At 72.2% G+C, this 14,774-nt stretch carries 13 protein-coding genes; all 13 read left to right on the forward strand.

From position 1 onward, the window contains the following. Positions 1 to 37: 37 nt before the first annotated feature. The 13 genes from AB8O64_RS30485 (at position 38) to AB8O64_RS30545 (ending at position 14,771) form a co-directional block, all read left to right on the forward strand. Positions 38 to 1,840 carry a DUF5941 domain-containing protein gene (locus tag AB8O64_RS30485; RefSeq protein WP_370424019.1) on the forward strand — a complete coding sequence of 601 codons (1,803 nt, stop codon included), beginning with the start codon at positions 38 to 40 and terminating at the stop codon, positions 1,838 to 1,840. After that, positions 1,837 to 2,589 (forward strand): sugar phosphate nucleotidyltransferase, encoded by a 753-nt coding sequence (locus tag AB8O64_RS30490; RefSeq protein WP_370422651.1) that lies wholly within the window; start codon positions 1,837 to 1,839, stop codon positions 2,587 to 2,589. The genes AB8O64_RS30485 and AB8O64_RS30490 overlap by 4 nt, the downstream gene beginning before the upstream one ends. Next, the gene (locus tag AB8O64_RS30495) at positions 2,577 to 3,638 is read left to right on the forward strand and encodes an iron-containing alcohol dehydrogenase family protein (protein ID WP_130881384.1); all 1,062 of its coding nucleotides are present in this window, start codon (positions 2,577 to 2,579) and stop codon (positions 3,636 to 3,638) included. Before AB8O64_RS30490 ends, AB8O64_RS30495 begins: the two co-directional genes overlap by 13 nt. Beyond that, the gene (locus tag AB8O64_RS30500; RefSeq protein WP_370422652.1) at positions 3,616 to 4,395 is read left to right on the forward strand and encodes a CDP-alcohol phosphatidyltransferase family protein; all 780 of its coding nucleotides are present in this window, start codon (positions 3,616 to 3,618) and stop codon (positions 4,393 to 4,395) included. Before AB8O64_RS30495 ends, AB8O64_RS30500 begins: the two co-directional genes overlap by 23 nt. Positions 4,396 to 4,403: 8 nt before the next feature. Further along, the gene (locus AB8O64_RS30505; RefSeq protein WP_356456593.1) at positions 4,404 to 5,285 is read left to right on the forward strand and encodes a glycosyltransferase family 2 protein; all 882 of its coding nucleotides are present in this window, start codon (positions 4,404 to 4,406) and stop codon (positions 5,283 to 5,285) included. A 78-nt stretch (positions 5,286 to 5,363) separates the two neighbouring features. Further along, on the forward strand, positions 5,364 to 6,299 hold the full coding sequence (locus tag AB8O64_RS30510; RefSeq protein WP_356456534.1) for an ABC transporter permease: 936 nt from the start codon (positions 5,364 to 5,366) through the stop codon (positions 6,297 to 6,299). Then, positions 6,292 to 7,089 carry an ABC transporter ATP-binding protein gene (locus AB8O64_RS30515; protein ID WP_370422653.1) on the forward strand — a complete coding sequence of 266 codons (798 nt, stop codon included), beginning with the start codon at positions 6,292 to 6,294 and terminating at the stop codon, positions 7,087 to 7,089. Before AB8O64_RS30510 ends, AB8O64_RS30515 begins: the two co-directional genes overlap by 8 nt. Positions 7,090 to 7,476: 387 nt before the next feature. Beyond that, the gene (hpnC, locus tag AB8O64_RS30520; protein ID WP_370422654.1) at positions 7,477 to 8,376 is read left to right on the forward strand and encodes a squalene synthase HpnC; all 900 of its coding nucleotides are present in this window, start codon (positions 7,477 to 7,479) and stop codon (positions 8,374 to 8,376) included. After that, entirely contained in the window at positions 8,373 to 9,323 is a 951-nt protein-coding gene (hpnD, locus tag AB8O64_RS30525; RefSeq protein WP_370422656.1) for a presqualene diphosphate synthase HpnD, read from the forward strand. Before hpnC ends, hpnD begins: the two co-directional genes overlap by 4 nt. Before the next feature lie 82 nt (positions 9,324 to 9,405). Beyond that, entirely contained in the window at positions 9,406 to 10,854 is a 1,449-nt protein-coding gene (gene hpnE, locus AB8O64_RS30530; protein ID WP_370422657.1) for a hydroxysqualene dehydroxylase HpnE, read from the forward strand. 44 nt (positions 10,855 to 10,898) lie between these two features. After that, positions 10,899 to 11,990: a polyprenyl synthetase family protein gene (locus AB8O64_RS30535; RefSeq protein WP_370424020.1), complete on the forward strand. Its 1,092-nt coding sequence runs from the start codon at positions 10,899 to 10,901 to the stop codon at positions 11,988 to 11,990. A 124-nt stretch (positions 11,991 to 12,114) separates the two neighbouring features. Further along, a complete protein-coding gene (gene shc / locus AB8O64_RS30540) occupies positions 12,115 to 14,121 on the forward strand; it encodes a squalene--hopene cyclase (RefSeq protein WP_370422658.1) in 2,007 nt (668 codons plus the stop codon). Beyond that, positions 14,121 to 14,771 (forward strand): 1-hydroxy-2-methyl-2-butenyl 4-diphosphate reductase, encoded by a 651-nt coding sequence (locus AB8O64_RS30545; RefSeq protein WP_370422660.1) that lies wholly within the window; start codon positions 14,121 to 14,123, stop codon positions 14,769 to 14,771. Before shc ends, AB8O64_RS30545 begins: the two co-directional genes overlap by 1 nt. Positions 14,772 to 14,774: the final 3 nt, after the last annotated feature.

Raw genomic sequence — 14,774 nt, forward strand, 5'->3', positions numbered from 1 at the left:
AAGAGCGGCCACGTCCGTTTCCAAGGAGTGAGTTCGTCTGTCGACCGCCATCCTCACCGGTTTGCCGCCCGTCGGCTCCTCCCTCGAGGGCGACCTGCGGTCCCTGGGCTTCGATGTGCGCACGGCGGCCGACGCCGCCGGCACCGCGGCGGCGCTGGCCGCCGTCCCGGCGGCCGAGCGGGTCGCCCTCGTCGACGCCCGCTTCGTCGGCCACCTCCACGCCCTGCGTCTGGCCCTGACCGACCCGCGCTTCCCCGCGGCGGCCGTGGAGGGCGCGCTCACCGCGCAGCCCGAGGCGCGCGACGCGCTCACCCGCGCGCTCGCCACGGTCACGGACGCGGACCCGGGCCGGAACCTGCCCGACGCCCTCGCGCCCCGGCTGGAGGCCGACGGCGTCGCCGTGCACCGCCCCGATCTCGGGGTGCTCGTCGCCACCGTCCCCGCCGACGCCGACGTGCGTGCGAAGGCCGAAGGGGACGTCGCCGCGGTTGACGACGAGGCTGTACGGCTGCGCACCGCCGTGAAGTCCCGCGACGGGTTCTTCACCACCTACGGCGTCAGCCCGTACTCCCGCTACCTCGCCCGCTGGTGCGCCCGGCGCGGATTCACCCCCAACCAGGTGACGACCGCCTCACTGCTCACCGCGCTCGTCGCCGCCGGCTGCGCGGCGACCGGCACCCGGCCCGGCTTCGTCGCCGCCGGCGTACTGCTGATCTTCTCGTTCGTGCTCGACTGCACCGACGGCCAGCTCGCCCGCTACTCCCTGCAGTACTCCACGCTCGGCGCCTGGCTCGACGCGACCTTCGACCGCGCCAAGGAATACGCCTACTACGCGGGCCTCGCCATCGGCGCGGCCCACGGCGGCGGCAACGACGACGTCTGGGCCCTCGCGCTCGGCGCCATGGTCCTGCAGACCTGCCGGCACGTCGTCGACTTCTCCTTCAACGAGGCGAACCACGACGCCACGGCCAACACCAGCCCCACCGCCGCCCTCTCCGACAAGCTCGACAGCGTCGGCTGGACGGTCTGGGCGCGCCGCATGATCGTGCTGCCCATCGGCGAGCGCTGGGCCCTGATCGCGGTCCTGACCGCGCTCACCACGCCCCGCACCGTCTTCTACGTGCTGCTCGTCGGCTGCGCGCTGGCCGCCTGCTACACCACGGCCGGCCGGGTGCTGCGCTCGCTGACCCGCAAGGCGCACCGCACGGACCGCGCGGCCCGGGCGCTGGCCGACCTCGCCGATTCCGGCCCGATCGCGGAGCTCGCGAGCCGGACCGTGGGCACCACCTTCCCCCCCGGCGCCTACACCGCCCCCCTGTGGGCCCTGCTGGCCACCGCGTCGCTGTTCGTCGGCCCGCTCTTCGCGGGCACCGCCGGCACCTGGCAGGCCGTTCTGCAGGCCGGGGTGTACGCCGTCTTCGCCGGCTGCGCCGTCGCCCGCCCCCTCAAGGGCCCCCTCGACTGGCTCGTACCGCCGCTCTTCCGGGCGTCCGAGTACGGGATCATCCTGCTTCTCGCGGCCAGGTCCGGTGTGGACGCTGCCCTGCCCGCGGCTTTCGGCCTCGTGGCCGCGGTCGCCTACCATCACTACGACACGGTGTACCGCATCCGTGGCGGCAGTGGCGCGCCCCCGCACTGGCTGGTGCGGGCGATCGGCGGCCACGAGGGACGCGTCCTGGCGGTCACGATCGCCGCCGCCCTGTGGCACAACCAAGGTTTCACCATCGCGCTGACGGCCCTCGCGGTCGCCCTCGCGCTCGCGGTGCTCAGCGAGAGCATCCGCTTCTGGGTGTCCTCCGGGGCCCCCGCTGTACACGACGAAACAGGAGAACCCGCATGATCGGCCTCGTGCTGGCAGCCGGCGCTGGACGGCGTCTGCGCCCCTACACCGACACCCTGCCCAAGGCTCTGGTGCCGGTCGGCCCCGAGGGGGAAGAGGAGTCGATCACCGTCCTCGACCTCACCCTCGGCAACTTCGCCGAGGTCGGCCTGACCGAGGTCGCGATCGTCGTCGGCTACCGCAAGGAGGCCGTGTACGCGCGCAAGGAGGCGCTGGAGGCGAAGTACAACCTCAAGCTCACCCTGATCGACAACGACAAGGCCGAGGAGTGGAACAACGCCTACTCCCTGTGGTGCGCGCGTGAGGTCCTGGGCCGCGGTGTGATCCTCGCCAACGGCGACACCGTCCACCCCGTCTCCGTCGAGAAGACCCTGCTCGCCGCCCGCGGCCAGGGCCAGAAGATCATCCTCGCCCTCGACACGGTGAAGCAACTCGCCGACGAGGAGATGAAGGTCGTCGTGGACCCCGAGAAGGGTGTCCAGAAGATCACCAAGCTCATGGACCCCGCCGAGGCCACCGGTGAGTACATCGGTGTCACCCTCATCGAGGCCGAGGCCGGCGCCGAGCTCGCCGCCGCGCTGAAGACCACCTTCGAGCGCGACCCCGACCTCTACTACGAGGACGGCTACCAGGAGCTCGTCAACGGCGGCTTCAAGATCGACATCGCGCCGATCGGCGACGTCAAGTGGGTCGAGATCGACAACCACGAGGACCTCGCCAAGGGCCGGGAGATCGCGTGCCAGTACTGACGAGGCTCATCCCCTCGCCGGTCGTCGTCGACATCCGTGCCGGAGCGCTGGACGATCTGGCGAAGATCCTCGCCGATCAGCGGATCTCCAGCTCCGGCAAGCTGGCCATCGCCATCAGCGGCGGCTCCGGGGCGAAGCTGCGCGAGCGGCTCGCCCCGGCGCTGCCCGGCGCCTCCTGGTACGAGGTCGGCGGCGGCACGCTCGACGACGCGATCAAGCTCGGCGACGCGATGAAGTCCGGGCGCTACGACGCGGTCGTGGGCCTCGGCGGCGGCAAGATCATCGACTGCGCGAAGTACGCCGCGGCGCGGATCGGCCTGCCGCTGGTCGCCGTCGCGACGAACCTCTCGCACGACGGCCTCTGCTCGCCCGTCGCGACCCTCGACAACGACGCGGGCCGCGGCTCCTACGGCGTGCCGAACCCGATCGCCGTCGTCATCGACCTCGACGTCATCCGTGAGGCCCCGGTCCGCTTCGTGCGCTCCGGCATCGGCGACGCGATCTCCAACATCTCCGCCGTCGCGGACTGGGAGCTCGCCCACCGCGAGCGCGGCGAGGACATCGACGGCCTGGCCGCCGCCATCGCCCGGCAGGCCGGCGAGGCCGTGCTGCGCCACCCCGGCGGCGTCGGCGACGACGGCTTCCTCCAGGTGCTCGCCGAGGGCCTCGTGCTCACCGGCATCTCGATGTCGGTCGCGGGCGACAGCCGCCCGGCCTCCGGTGCCTGCCACGAGATCAACCACGCCTTCGACCTGCTCTTCCCCAAGCGCGCCGCCAGCCACGGCGAGCAGTGCGGCCTCGGCGCGGCCTTCGCCATGTACCTGCGCGGTGCCCGCGAGGAGTCCGCGCTGATGGTCCAGGTGCTGCGCAGGCACGGGCTGCCGGTCACACCGCAGGAGATCGGCTTCACCACGGAGGAGTTCGTCCAGGCCGTCGAGTACGCCCCGCAGACCCGCCCCGGGCGCTACACGATCCTGGAACACCTCGACCTCTCCACCGACCAGATCAGGGACGCATACGCCGACTATGCAAAAACCGTCAGTCGCTGAACTCCGCCCGGTCGTCCACCCCCCGGGGGTCAAGGACCGGCGCAGCGGTGAGCACTGGGCCGGTCGCCTGTACATGCGAGAGATCTCGCTGCGCTGCGACCGGCATCTGGTGAACACCCGGATCACGCCCAACCAGCTCACCTACCTGATGACCGTCTTCGGTGTCCTCGCCGCTCCGGCCCTGCTGGTGCCGGGGATCGCGGGGGCCGTGCTCGGCGTGCTGATGGTCCAGCTCTATCTGCTGCTCGACTGCGTCGACGGCGAGGTCGCCCGCTGGAAGAAGCAGTTCTCGCTGGGCGGCGTGTACCTGGACCGGGTCGGCGCCTACCTGTGCGACGCCGCGGTCCTGGTCGGCTTCGGCCTGCGCGCCGCCGACCTGTGGGGCTCCGGCCGGATCGACTGGCTGTGGGCCTTCCTCGGGACCCTGGCCGCCCTCGGCGCCATCCTGATCAAGGCCGAGACCGACCTCGTCGGCGTCGCCCGCCACCAGACCGGTCTGCCGCCGGTCAAGGAGGCGGCGTCCGAGCCGCGGTCGTCCGGCATGGCACTGGCCCGCAAGGCCGCCGCCGCGCTGAAGTTCCACCGCCTCATCCTCGGGATCGAGGCGTCCCTGCTGATCCTGGTCCTCGCGGTCCTGGACACCCTCAGGGACGATCTGTTCTTCTCGCGCCTCGGCGTGGCCGTCCTCGCGGGCATCGCCCTCGTGCAGACGCTGCTCCACCTCGTGTCCATCCTCGCTTCGAGCAGGCTCAAGTGAGTGCCCCGATGAAGCTCGGCGCGGTCGTCCTGACCATGGGCAACCGCCCCGAGGAACTCCGCGCGCTGCTCGACTCCGTCGCCAAGCAGCAGGGCGAGGCCATCGAGGTCGTCGTCGTCGGCAACGGCTCGCCGCTGCCGGAGCTGAACGTGCCCGGGCTGACCGTACGGACCGTCGAGCTGCCCGAGAACGTGGGCATCCCGGCCGGCCGCAACGTCGGCATCGAGGCCTTCGGGCCCGGCGGCCGCGAGGTCGACGTGCTGCTCTTCCTCGACGACGACGGGCACCTGCCCGGCCAGGACACCGCCGAGCTGTGCCGCGAGGCCTTCGCCGCCGATCCGAAGCTGGGCATCATCAGCTTCCGGATCGCCGACCCCGACACCGGGGTCACCCAGCGCCGCCACGTACCGCGGCTGCGGGCGGCCGACCCGATGCGGTCCTCGCGGGTGACGACCTTCCTCGGCGGCGCCAACGCGGTCCGCACGAAGGTCTTCGCCGAGGTCGGCGGGCTGCCGGACGAATTCTTCTACGCGCACGAGGAGACCGACCTCGCGTGGCGGGCCCTCAACGCGGGCTGGATGATCGACTACCGGTCGGACATGGTGCTGCACCACCCGACCACGGCCCCCAGCCGGCACGCGGTCTACCACCGCATGGTGGCCCGCAACCGGGTCTGGCTGGCCCGTCGCAATCTCCCGGCCCCCCTCGTCCCGGTCTACCTCGGGGTGTGGCTGCTGCTGACGCTGGCCCGGCGGCCGTCGCCGCCCGCGCTGCGCGCCTGGCTCGGCGGCTTCAAGGAGGGGTGGACGACGCCCTGCGGTCCACGGCGCCCCATGAAGTGGCGTACCGTTTGGCGCCTGACCCGACTGGGTCGCCCTCCCGTGATCTGACAAGCTCGTGTCTGAGAGCATCGGGCGCTGCCCGGGGCACCGCCCCGGCAGCGCACCTTGAGGACGAAAGTGTCAACTGTGAGCGAGACAACGCACGACAGTGCGGTCGCCCTGAGTGCCCCACCGTCACCCGACGACGGACTTCCCGCCGCCGAGCTGGCCAAGAAGTACGGCCTGGCGGTCAGCGGTGCCCGGCCCGGGCTGGGGGAGTACGCGCGGCAGCTGTGGGACCGGCGTCACTTCATCGTGGCGTTCTCCCGGGCGAAGCTGACGGCGCAGTACAGCAAGGCGAAGCTCGGACAGGTCTGGCAGGTGGCCACGCCCCTGCTCAACGCCCTGGTGTACTTCTTCATCTTCGGCGTGCTGATGGGTGCCCACGGGAACATGGGGACGGACACCTACATCCCCTTCCTGGTGACCGGTGTCTTCGTCTTCACCTTCACCCAGACCTCGGCGATGGCCGGCGTCCGGGCGATCGCGGGCAACCTCGGCCTGGTACGGGCCCTGCACTTCCCGCGGGCGGCGCTGCCGATCTCCTTCGCGCTGCAACAGCTCCAGCAGCTGCTGTTCTCCATGAGCGTGCTGTTCCTCATCCTGATCGGCTTCGGGCACTTCCCGAAGCCGTCGTGGGTGCTGATCATCCCGACGCTGGTGCTGCAGTTCGTCTTCAACACCGGTCTCGCGCTGGTCATGGCCCGCGCGGGCAGCAAGACCCCCGACCTGGCGCAGTTGCTGCCCTTCATCACCCGTACGTGGATGTACGCGTCCGGCGTGATGTACAGCATGACGACCCAGCTGGAGAAGGCCCATGCCCCGGAGTGGGTGATCGACGTCCTCGGGGCCAACCCGGCGGCCGTCTACATCGACCTCATGCGCTTCGCGCTGATCGACGGCTACGGCGCGGACAAGCTGCCGCCGCACGTCTGGGCGCTGGCGCTCGGCTGGGCACTGCTGCTCGGCCTCGGGGGCTTCGTGTACTTCTGGAAGGCTGAGGAGCAGTACGGCCGTGGCTGATCAGAACAGTGTCGACAAGGCGGCGGATTCCGGCCGTGTGCCCACCGTGATCGCGGACGACGTCCACATCGTCTACCGCGTCTACGGGGGCAACACCGGCCGGGGCAGCGCGACCGCCGCCCTGAACCGGATCATCAAGCGCAAGCCGGACGCCGGTGTCCGTGAGGTGCACGCCGTCAAGGGCGTCAGCTTCACCGCCTACCGGGGCCAGGCCATCGGCCTCATCGGCTCCAACGGCTCCGGCAAGTCCACCCTGCTCAAGGCCATCGCCGGGCTGCTGCCCGCCGAGCGGGGCAAGGTCTACACCGACGGCCAGCCCTCGCTGCTGGGCGTCAACGCCGCGCTGATGAACGACCTCACGGGCGAGAAGAACGTGATGCTCGGCGGACTGGCCATGGGCATGACCCGGGAGCAGATCCGCGAGCGCTACCAGTCCATCGTCGACTTCTCGGGCATCAACGAGAAGGGCGACTTCATCACGCTGCCCATGCGGACGTACTCCTCCGGCATGGCGGCCCGGCTGCGCTTCTCCATCGCCGCGGCCAAGGACCACGACGTGCTGATGATCGACGAGGCGCTGGCCACCGGCGACCGTTCCTTCCAGAAGCGCTCCGAGGCCCGCATCCGCGAGCTGCGCAAGGAAGCCGGCACCGTCTTCCTCGTCAGCCACAACAACAAGTCCATCCGCGACACCTGCGACCGGGTGCTGTGGCTGGAGCGCGGCGAGCTGCTGATGGACGGGCCGACCGACGAGGTCGTCCGGGCGTACGAGAAGGAGACGGCCCGCTAGCCGTCACCGTCGGCCGAGTCCGTCCGCCGCGCTCCGGCGGGCGGACTTGACCGACCTGTAACGATCAACTCGCTTATTGGCAGGGTTGATTCACGTCCTGCGTGGCATTGTATGGATCAAGCACATACCCCGGCGCGCATCGGGCATTTGTGCGGCGTACGCTGTACCGTGCTGATTTGTGCCGAAGCGTGGCGATACCCGGGTATCCCCGGCCTCAGGGGGGCGAGGTAGGGGCGGGACAGAGGGGGCAAGGGTGGGGGGACCTGCGGCGTGTCCGAAATAGGATGTTCTGGGTTTGCAGTGTAGAACGGGAGATGTGACGGCAATGGCTACGGGAACTCTCCAGCTCCGCGGCGCGCACGCCGTCCCCGGTCCTGGCAGCCCGCGATGACCGCAGGGACGGACGCGCACGCGCGCGCCGTGCTCGACAAGGCCGCGCACGAGAACTTCCCCGTGGCTCCCTTCTTCGTGCCCCGCTCCTGGCGCGCCGACCTCATGGCGATCTACGGCTACGCCCGCCTCGTCGACGACATCGGCGACGGCGACCTGGCCCCCGGCGGCCGGGACGCCGAGCTGCTCGGCCTCGACCGCGAGCAGGCCGACGACCGGCTCGCCATGCTCGACGCCTTCGAGGCCGACCTCGGCCGGGTCTTCGACCGCACGGGCACCGGCCCGCGCCATCCGCTGCTGCTCCGCCTCCGGCCGACCGTCCGCCGGTGCGGTCTGACCCCCGAGCCCTTCCTCGGGCTCATCGAGGCCAACCGCCAGGACCAGCGGGTGCGCCGCTACGCCACCTACGAGGAACTGCTCGCCTACTGCGAGCTGTCCGCCAACCCCGTCGGCCGCCTCGTCCTCGGCGTCACCGGCACGCTGAGCCCCGAGCGGATCCGCCGCTCGGACGCGATCTGCACGGCCCTGCAGATCATCGAACATCTCCAGGACGTCGCCGAGGACCTCTCGCGCGACCGCATCTACCTGCCCGCCGAGGACATGCAACGCTTCCGCGTGAGCGAGAGCGATCTCGCCCTTGCGACCAGTGGCGCATCGGTGCGCGCACTGGTCGCGTACGAGGCGGAACGCGCCGGGGACCTGCTGAATGAAGGCACCCCCCTGGTGGGTAGCGTCCACGGCAGGCTGAAGCTGTTGCTCGCGGGGTTCGTGGGCGGCGGGAAGGCCGCACTCAAGGCGGTCGCCGCCGCGGGCCACGACGTACTCCCCGGACCGCCCAAGCCCACCAAGCTCAGCCTGCTGCGCGAGGTGGGGGCGACACTGCGAAGAGAGGGGTGAGCGGGACCGTGAACGGAACGCCGACCGCGTCCGCGCCGGTGCTCGCCGCGTACAGCTACTGCGAGGCCGTCACCGCACAGCAGGCAGGTAACTTCAGCTACGGCATCAGACTGCTCCCGACCGCGAAGCGCCGGGCCATGTCCGCGTTGTACGCCTTCTCGCGGCGGGTCGACGACATCGGCGACGGCACCCTGGACGTGGCGTCCAAGACGCTGCGGCTGGAGGAGACGCGCGCGCTGCTCGACCGGATCCGGGAGGGCACCCTCGACGAGGACGACACCGACCCGGTGGCCGTCGCGCTGACGCATGCCGCGCGCCGCTTCCCCATCCCCCTCGGGGGGCTCGACGAGCTCATCGACGGCGTCCAGATGGACGTGCGCGGTGAGACCTACGAGACCTGGGACGACCTCGCCCTGTACTGCCGCTGCGTCGCGGGCGCCATCGGCAGACTCTCGCTCGGCGTGTTCGGCACCGTCCCCGGCGCCCGGGACACGGCGCGCGCCTCGGAGTACGCCGATACGCTCGGCCTGGCCCTGCAGCTCACCAACATCCTGCGCGACGTCCGCGAGGACGCGGCCAACGGCCGTACGTACCTTCCCACCGAGGACCTCGCCAAATTCGGCTGCTCCGCGGGCTTCCACTCCGCCACGCCCCCGGCCGGCGCCGACTTCACCGGCCTCGTGCAGTACGAGGTCCGGCGCGCCCGCGCGCTGTTCGCCGAGGGCATGAAGCTGCTGCCCATGCTGGACCGGCGCAGCGGTGCCTGCGTCGCCGCCATGTCCGGCATCTACCGCAGACTCCTGGACCGCATCGCCCAGGACCCCCGGGCCGTGCTGCGCGGCCGGGTCTCCCTGCCCGGCCACGAGAAGGCCTATGTCGCCGTGCGCGGTCTGTCCGGCTTCGACGCCCGCAGCGTCCACCGGCAGACCGTCAAGGGGCGCGCTTGATGGCCCGAGCTCACACCGAGGACCGGTGTGCAACCCTCCGCCCCGCGGACGCGTCCCTGACAGCAGCCGAGGGAGAGGGCGCATGACAGCACGGACGACGACCCGGCCCGACGGGCACCGCGCGCAGGAGGCAGGCCGCCCCGTCGGGGCGGCCGCGGTGGTGATCGGGGGCGGCCTCGCGGGCACCACGGCGGCGCTCGAACTCGCCGACGCGGGGCTGCGCGTCACCCTGATCGAGGGGCGGCCCCGGCTGGGCGGGCTGGCCTTCTCCTTCCGCCGCGGCGAGCTGACCGTCGACAACGGCCAGCACGTCTACCTGCGCTGCTGCACCGCCTACCAGTGGTTCCTCGATCGGGTCGACGCCCTGGCGCTCGCCCCGCTGCAGAGCCGGCTGGACGTTCCCGTCCTCGACGTCGGCCGCCCCTCCGGGCGGCCCGTCCTGGGCCGGCTGCGCCGCACCGCGCTGCCCGTACCCCTGCACCTGGCGGCCAGCCTCGCCGGCTACCCGCACCTCTCGCTCGCCGAGCGGGCCAAGGTCGGCCGCGCCGCGCTGGCGCTGCGCGGCCTGGACCCGATGGACCCCGCGCTGGACGGGGAGGACTTCGCGAGCTGGCTGCACCGCCACGGCCAGTCCCCCCGCGCGGTCGAGGCACTGTGGGACCTCGTCGGCGTCGCCACCCTCAATGCCACCGCCGACCAGGCCTCCCTGGGCCTGGCCGCCATGGTCTTCAAGACCGGGCTGCTCTCCGAGCCCGGCGCCGCCGACATCGGCTGGGCGCACGTCCCGCTGGGCGAGCTGCACGACGTCCGCGCCCGCGCGGCCCTCGACAAGGCGGGCGTCCGCACCTGTCTGCGCACCCGTGCCACCGGTCTCACCCGGGGCACCGACGGCATCTGGCACGTGGACACCGAGTCCGGGCCGGGTGCGGCCGAGCGGCTGGACGCCGACACCGTCGTGCTCGCCGTCCCGCAGCGCGAGACCCACGCCCTGCTGCCCGAGGGCGCCCTGGACGACGCCGACCGGCTGCTCGGCATCGGCACCGCCCCGATCCTCAACGTGCACGTCGTCTACGACCGCAAGGTCCTGCGACAGCCGTTCTTCGCGGCCCTCGGCTCCCCCGTGCAGTGGGTCTTCGACCGCACGGACTCCTCCGGCCTCGCCGGCGGCGGCCAGTACCTGGCCGTCTCCCAGTCGGCCGTGCAGGACGAGATCGACCTGCCCGTCGCCGAGCTGCGCGACCGCTATCTTCCCGAGCTGGAGCGGCTGCTGCCCGCGGCACGCGGCGCCGGTGTCCGGGACTTCTTCGTGACCCGGGAGCGGACAGCGACGTTCGCCCCCACCCCGGGCGTCGGCCGGCTCCGGCCGCACGCCCCCACGAACGCGCCCGGCCTGTACCTGGCCGGCGCGTGGACCGCCACCGGCTGGCCCGCGACCATGGAGGGCGCGGTGCGCAGCGGTCTGTCCGCCGCCGGCGCGGCCCTCTCCGAGCTCGGGCGTCCGCATCAGAGCCCCCTCCGGGAGCCGGCATGAACGAGCGAGCCACCCAAGGCGTGCACCCCCGGCACGGGGGACGCATGAGCATGAACACCAGAGGAGAGACCGTGACTTCGGCGATCCCAGCTGTCGACACCGCAGGCGTCACCGCCCTGCTGGAGCGCGGACGGACGCTTGCCACGCCGGTGCTGCGTGCCGCCGTGGACCGGCTCGCGCCGCCCATGGACACCGTCGCCGCCTACCACTTCGGCTGGATCGACGCCGAGGGCCGCCCCTCGCACGGCGACGGTGGCAAGGCGATCCGCCCCGCCCTCGCCCTGCTCTCGGCCGAGGCGGCCGGGGTCGCCCCCGAGGTGGGCATCCCCGGCGCGGTGGCCGTGGAGCTCGTGCACAACTTCTCGCTGCTCCACGACGACCTGATGGACGGCGACGAGCAGCGCCGCCACCGCGACACCGTGTGGAAGGTGCACGGCCCGGCCCAGGCCATCCTGGTCGGCGACGCCCTCTTCGCCCTCGCCAACGAGGTCCTGCTGGAGCTCGGCACGGTCGAGGCCGGCCGTGCCACCCGGCGGCTGACCACCGCCACCCGCAAGCTCATCGACGGCCAGGCCCAGGACATCTCCTACGAGCACCGCGAGCGCGTGACCGTCGAGGAGTGCCTGGAGATGGAGGGCAACAAGACGGGCGCCCTGCTCGCCTGCGCCGTCTCCATCGGCGCGGTCCTCGGCGGCGCCGACGACCGTACGGCCGACACCCTGGAGGCCTACGGCTACCACCTCGGCCTCGCCTTCCAGGCCGTCGACGACCTGCTCGGCATCTGGGGCGACCCGGAGGCCACCGGTAAGCAGACCTGGAGCGATCTGCGCCAGCGCAAGAAGTCCCTGCCCGTCGTCGCCGCCCTCGCCGCCGGCGGCCCCGCCTCCGAGCGGCTCGCCCGGATCCTCGCCGCCGACGCCAAGCTCAGCGACGCGGCGGCCGCCGACTTCGACGAGGAAGAGTTCGCCAGCCGCGCGGCGTTGATCGAGGAGGCGGGCGGCCGGGAGTGGACCTCCCAGGAGGCCCGCCGCCAGCACGCCACCGCGATCGAGGCGCTGGACGGCGTCGACATGCCCGCAGAGGTCCGAGCGCAGCTCGTCGCGCTCGCCGACTTCGTCGTCGTACGAAAGAGATGATTCCCATTCACCCGATCTAGATCTCGCAGTCGCCGGCAGGCGCCCCTCGCTCGGGGCGCCGCCGACGGAACCCCCAAGTACGGCAGTACGGCAGAGAAGAAACTCACTGCAAAAAGGGGAAGCCATGACAGCGACGACCGACGGAGGCACCGGGGCGGGCTCGCCCCCTGCGGCCGCGGCCACCGAGAGCACCACCGTCCTGCCCCCCGCCGATGCGGCCGGGCAGGAGCAGCCGCACGCGGCCGCGGAGCGGGCCACCGCCCGCGCGACCCGGCACCTGCTCGCCCGGCAGGACGCGGCGGGATGGTGGAAGGGCGACCTGGAGACCAACGTCACCATGGACGCCGAAGATTTGATGCTTCGTCAGTTCCTGGGCATCCAGGACGAGAAGACCACCCGGGCGGCGGCCCTCTTCATCCGCACCGAGCAGCGCCCGGACGGCACCTGGTCCACCTTCCACGGCGGGCCCGCCGAACTCTCCGCCACCATCGAGGCCTATGTCGCGCTGCGGCTCGCCGGGGACGCCCCCGAAGCCCCGCACATGGCCGCCGCGGCGCTCTGGATCCGCGAGCAGGGCGGCATCGCCGCCGCCCGGGTCTTCACCCGGATCTGGCTGGCCCTCTTCGGCTGGTGGAAGTGGGACGACCTCCCGGAACTGCCGCCCGAGATCATGTACTTGCCGAAGTGGTTCCCGCTCAACATCTACGACTTCGGCTGCTGGGCCCGGCAGACCATCGTGCCGCTGACCGTCGTCTCCGCCGAGCGCCCGGTACGGCCCGCGCCGTTCGCCCTCGACGAGCTGCACACCGACCCGCGGCGCCCCAACCCCCCGCGCCCGGCGGCCCCGGCCGCGAGCTGGGACGGCCTCTTCCAGCGCCTGGACAAGGCGCTGCACGTCTACCGCAGGTTCGCGCTCGCCCCGCTGCGCCGCACCGCGCTCAGAGCGGCCGAGCGCTGGATCGTCGAGCGCCAGGAGAACGACGGCTGCTGGGGCGGCATCCAGCCCCCCGCCGTCTACTCCGTCATCGCCCTCCACCTCCTCGGCTACGACCTCGGGCACCCGGTGCTGCGCGCCGGGCTCGAGTCGCTGGACCGTTTCGCCGTCTGGCGGGAGGACGGCGCCCGGATGATCGAGGCGTGCCAGTCGCCCGTCTGGGACACCTGCCTCGCCGTCATCGCGCTCGCCGACGCGGGTGTCGCCGCCGACCACCCGGCGCTCGTCAAGGCCGCCGACTGGATGCTGGACGAGCAGATCACCCGGCCCGGCGACTGGACCGTACGCCGGCCCGAGCTGCCCCCGGGCGGCTGGGCGTTCGAGTTCCACAACGACAACTACCCCGACATCGACGACACCGCCGAGGTCGTCCTCGCCCTCAAGCGGGTGCGCCACCCCGACCCCGGGCGCGTCGAGACGGCCATCCGGCGGGCCACCCGCTGGAACCTGGGCATGCAGTCCAGGAACGGCGCCTGGGGGGCCTTCGACGCCGACAACACCAGTCCCTTCCCCAACCGGCTGCCGTTCTGCGACTTCGGCGAGGTCATCGACCCGCCGTCCGCCGACGTCACCGCCCATGTGGTCGAGATGCTGGCGGTCCTCGGCAAGCAGCACGACCCGCGCACCCGGCGCGGCATCGACTGGCTGCTCGCCGAGCAGGAGCCGTCCGGCGCCTGGTTCGGCCGCTGGGGCACCAACTACGTCTACGGCACCGGGTCGGTGCTGCCCGCCCTCGTCGCCGCCGGGCTGCCGCTCTCGCACCCGGCGATCCGCCGGGCCGTGGCCTGGCTGGAGAGCGTGCAGAACGCCGACGGCGGTTGGGGCGAGGACCAGCGCTCCTACCGCGACCCCGAGTGGATCGGGCGCGGCGCGACCACCCCCTCGCAGACCGCCTGGGCGCTGCTGGCGCTGCTGGCCGCGGGGGAGCGGGAGAGCAAGGCCGTCGAGCGCGGTGTGGCCTGGCTGGTGGACAACCAGCGCCCGGACGGCTCCTGGGACGAGCCGCACTTCACCGGGACCGGCTTCCCCTGGGACTTCTCCATCAACTACCACCTGTACCGGCAGGTCTTCCCCCTCACGGCCCTCGGCCGCTATCTGCGCGGCGAGCCCTTCGCCCCCGACGGGCGGGAGGGCTGATGACCCCCGGCACGGGCACCCCCGGCTCCGCACCGCTGCTGATCGCCTGCGCGCTCGGCATCGAGCGGCTCGCCCTGGGCGGCGGCTTCGGCGGAGCCGCCGGGCCCGTGACCGTACTGCGCACCGGCATGGGACCGCAGGCCGCCGACCGGGCCGTGGCCCTCGCGCTGGGGGACGACCCGGAGCTGTGCGACGCCGCCGTGATCGCCACCGGCTTCTGCGCCGGCCTCGCCCCGGGGATGCACCCCGGGGACCTGGTCGTCGCCGACGAGACCCGCGACGGCGCCGGGCGCACCGAGTGCGTCGGCGTGGAGCTGCTGGCCAAGGAGCTGGCCCGGGCCGTGCCCCGGCGTGTCATCCACACCGGCCCGGTGGTCGGCTCGGACCACATCGTGCGCGGCGCGGAGCGGACGGCTCTGCACGCCGCGGGAGCGCTCGCGGTGGACATGGAGTCCGCCGCCACGCTCCGAAGCGCCGTGCGGGCCGGTCCGCGTCCGGTTGCGGCCGTCCGGGTGGTCGTGGACGCTCCAGAACATGAACTCGTCCGAATTGGGACCTTGCGGGGTGGAATATCGGCTTTCCGCGTACTGCGCACTGTTCTTCCGGCCTTTTTCGAATGGCACCGTTCTTTGCTGCTCCCCAGGAGGTGAGCT

Origin of the sequence: Streptomyces sp. QH1-20 (assembly GCF_041283565.1) — a bacterium.
GTDB lineage: Bacteria > Actinomycetota > Actinomycetes > Streptomycetales > Streptomycetaceae > Streptomyces > Streptomyces syringius.

Coding starts and splice junctions, on each gene's coding strand:
- AB8O64_RS30535 (WP_370424020.1), top strand. CDS start 10,899: ATGAGCATGAACACCAGAGGAGAGACCGTGACTTCGGCGATCCCAGCT.
- hpnC (WP_370422654.1), top strand. CDS start 7,477: ATGACCGCAGGGACGGACGCGCACGCGCGCGCCGTGCTCGACAAGGCC.
- shc (WP_370422658.1), top strand. CDS start 12,115: ATGACAGCGACGACCGACGGAGGCACCGGGGCGGGCTCGCCCCCTGCG.
- AB8O64_RS30500 (WP_370422652.1), top strand. CDS start 3,616: ATGCAAAAACCGTCAGTCGCTGAACTCCGCCCGGTCGTCCACCCCCCG.
- AB8O64_RS30505 (WP_356456593.1), top strand. CDS start 4,404: ATGAAGCTCGGCGCGGTCGTCCTGACCATGGGCAACCGCCCCGAGGAA.
- AB8O64_RS30545 (WP_370422660.1), top strand. CDS start 14,121: ATGACCCCCGGCACGGGCACCCCCGGCTCCGCACCGCTGCTGATCGCC.
- AB8O64_RS30490 (WP_370422651.1), top strand. CDS start 1,837: ATGATCGGCCTCGTGCTGGCAGCCGGCGCTGGACGGCGTCTGCGCCCC.
- hpnE (WP_370422657.1), top strand. CDS start 9,406: ATGACAGCACGGACGACGACCCGGCCCGACGGGCACCGCGCGCAGGAG.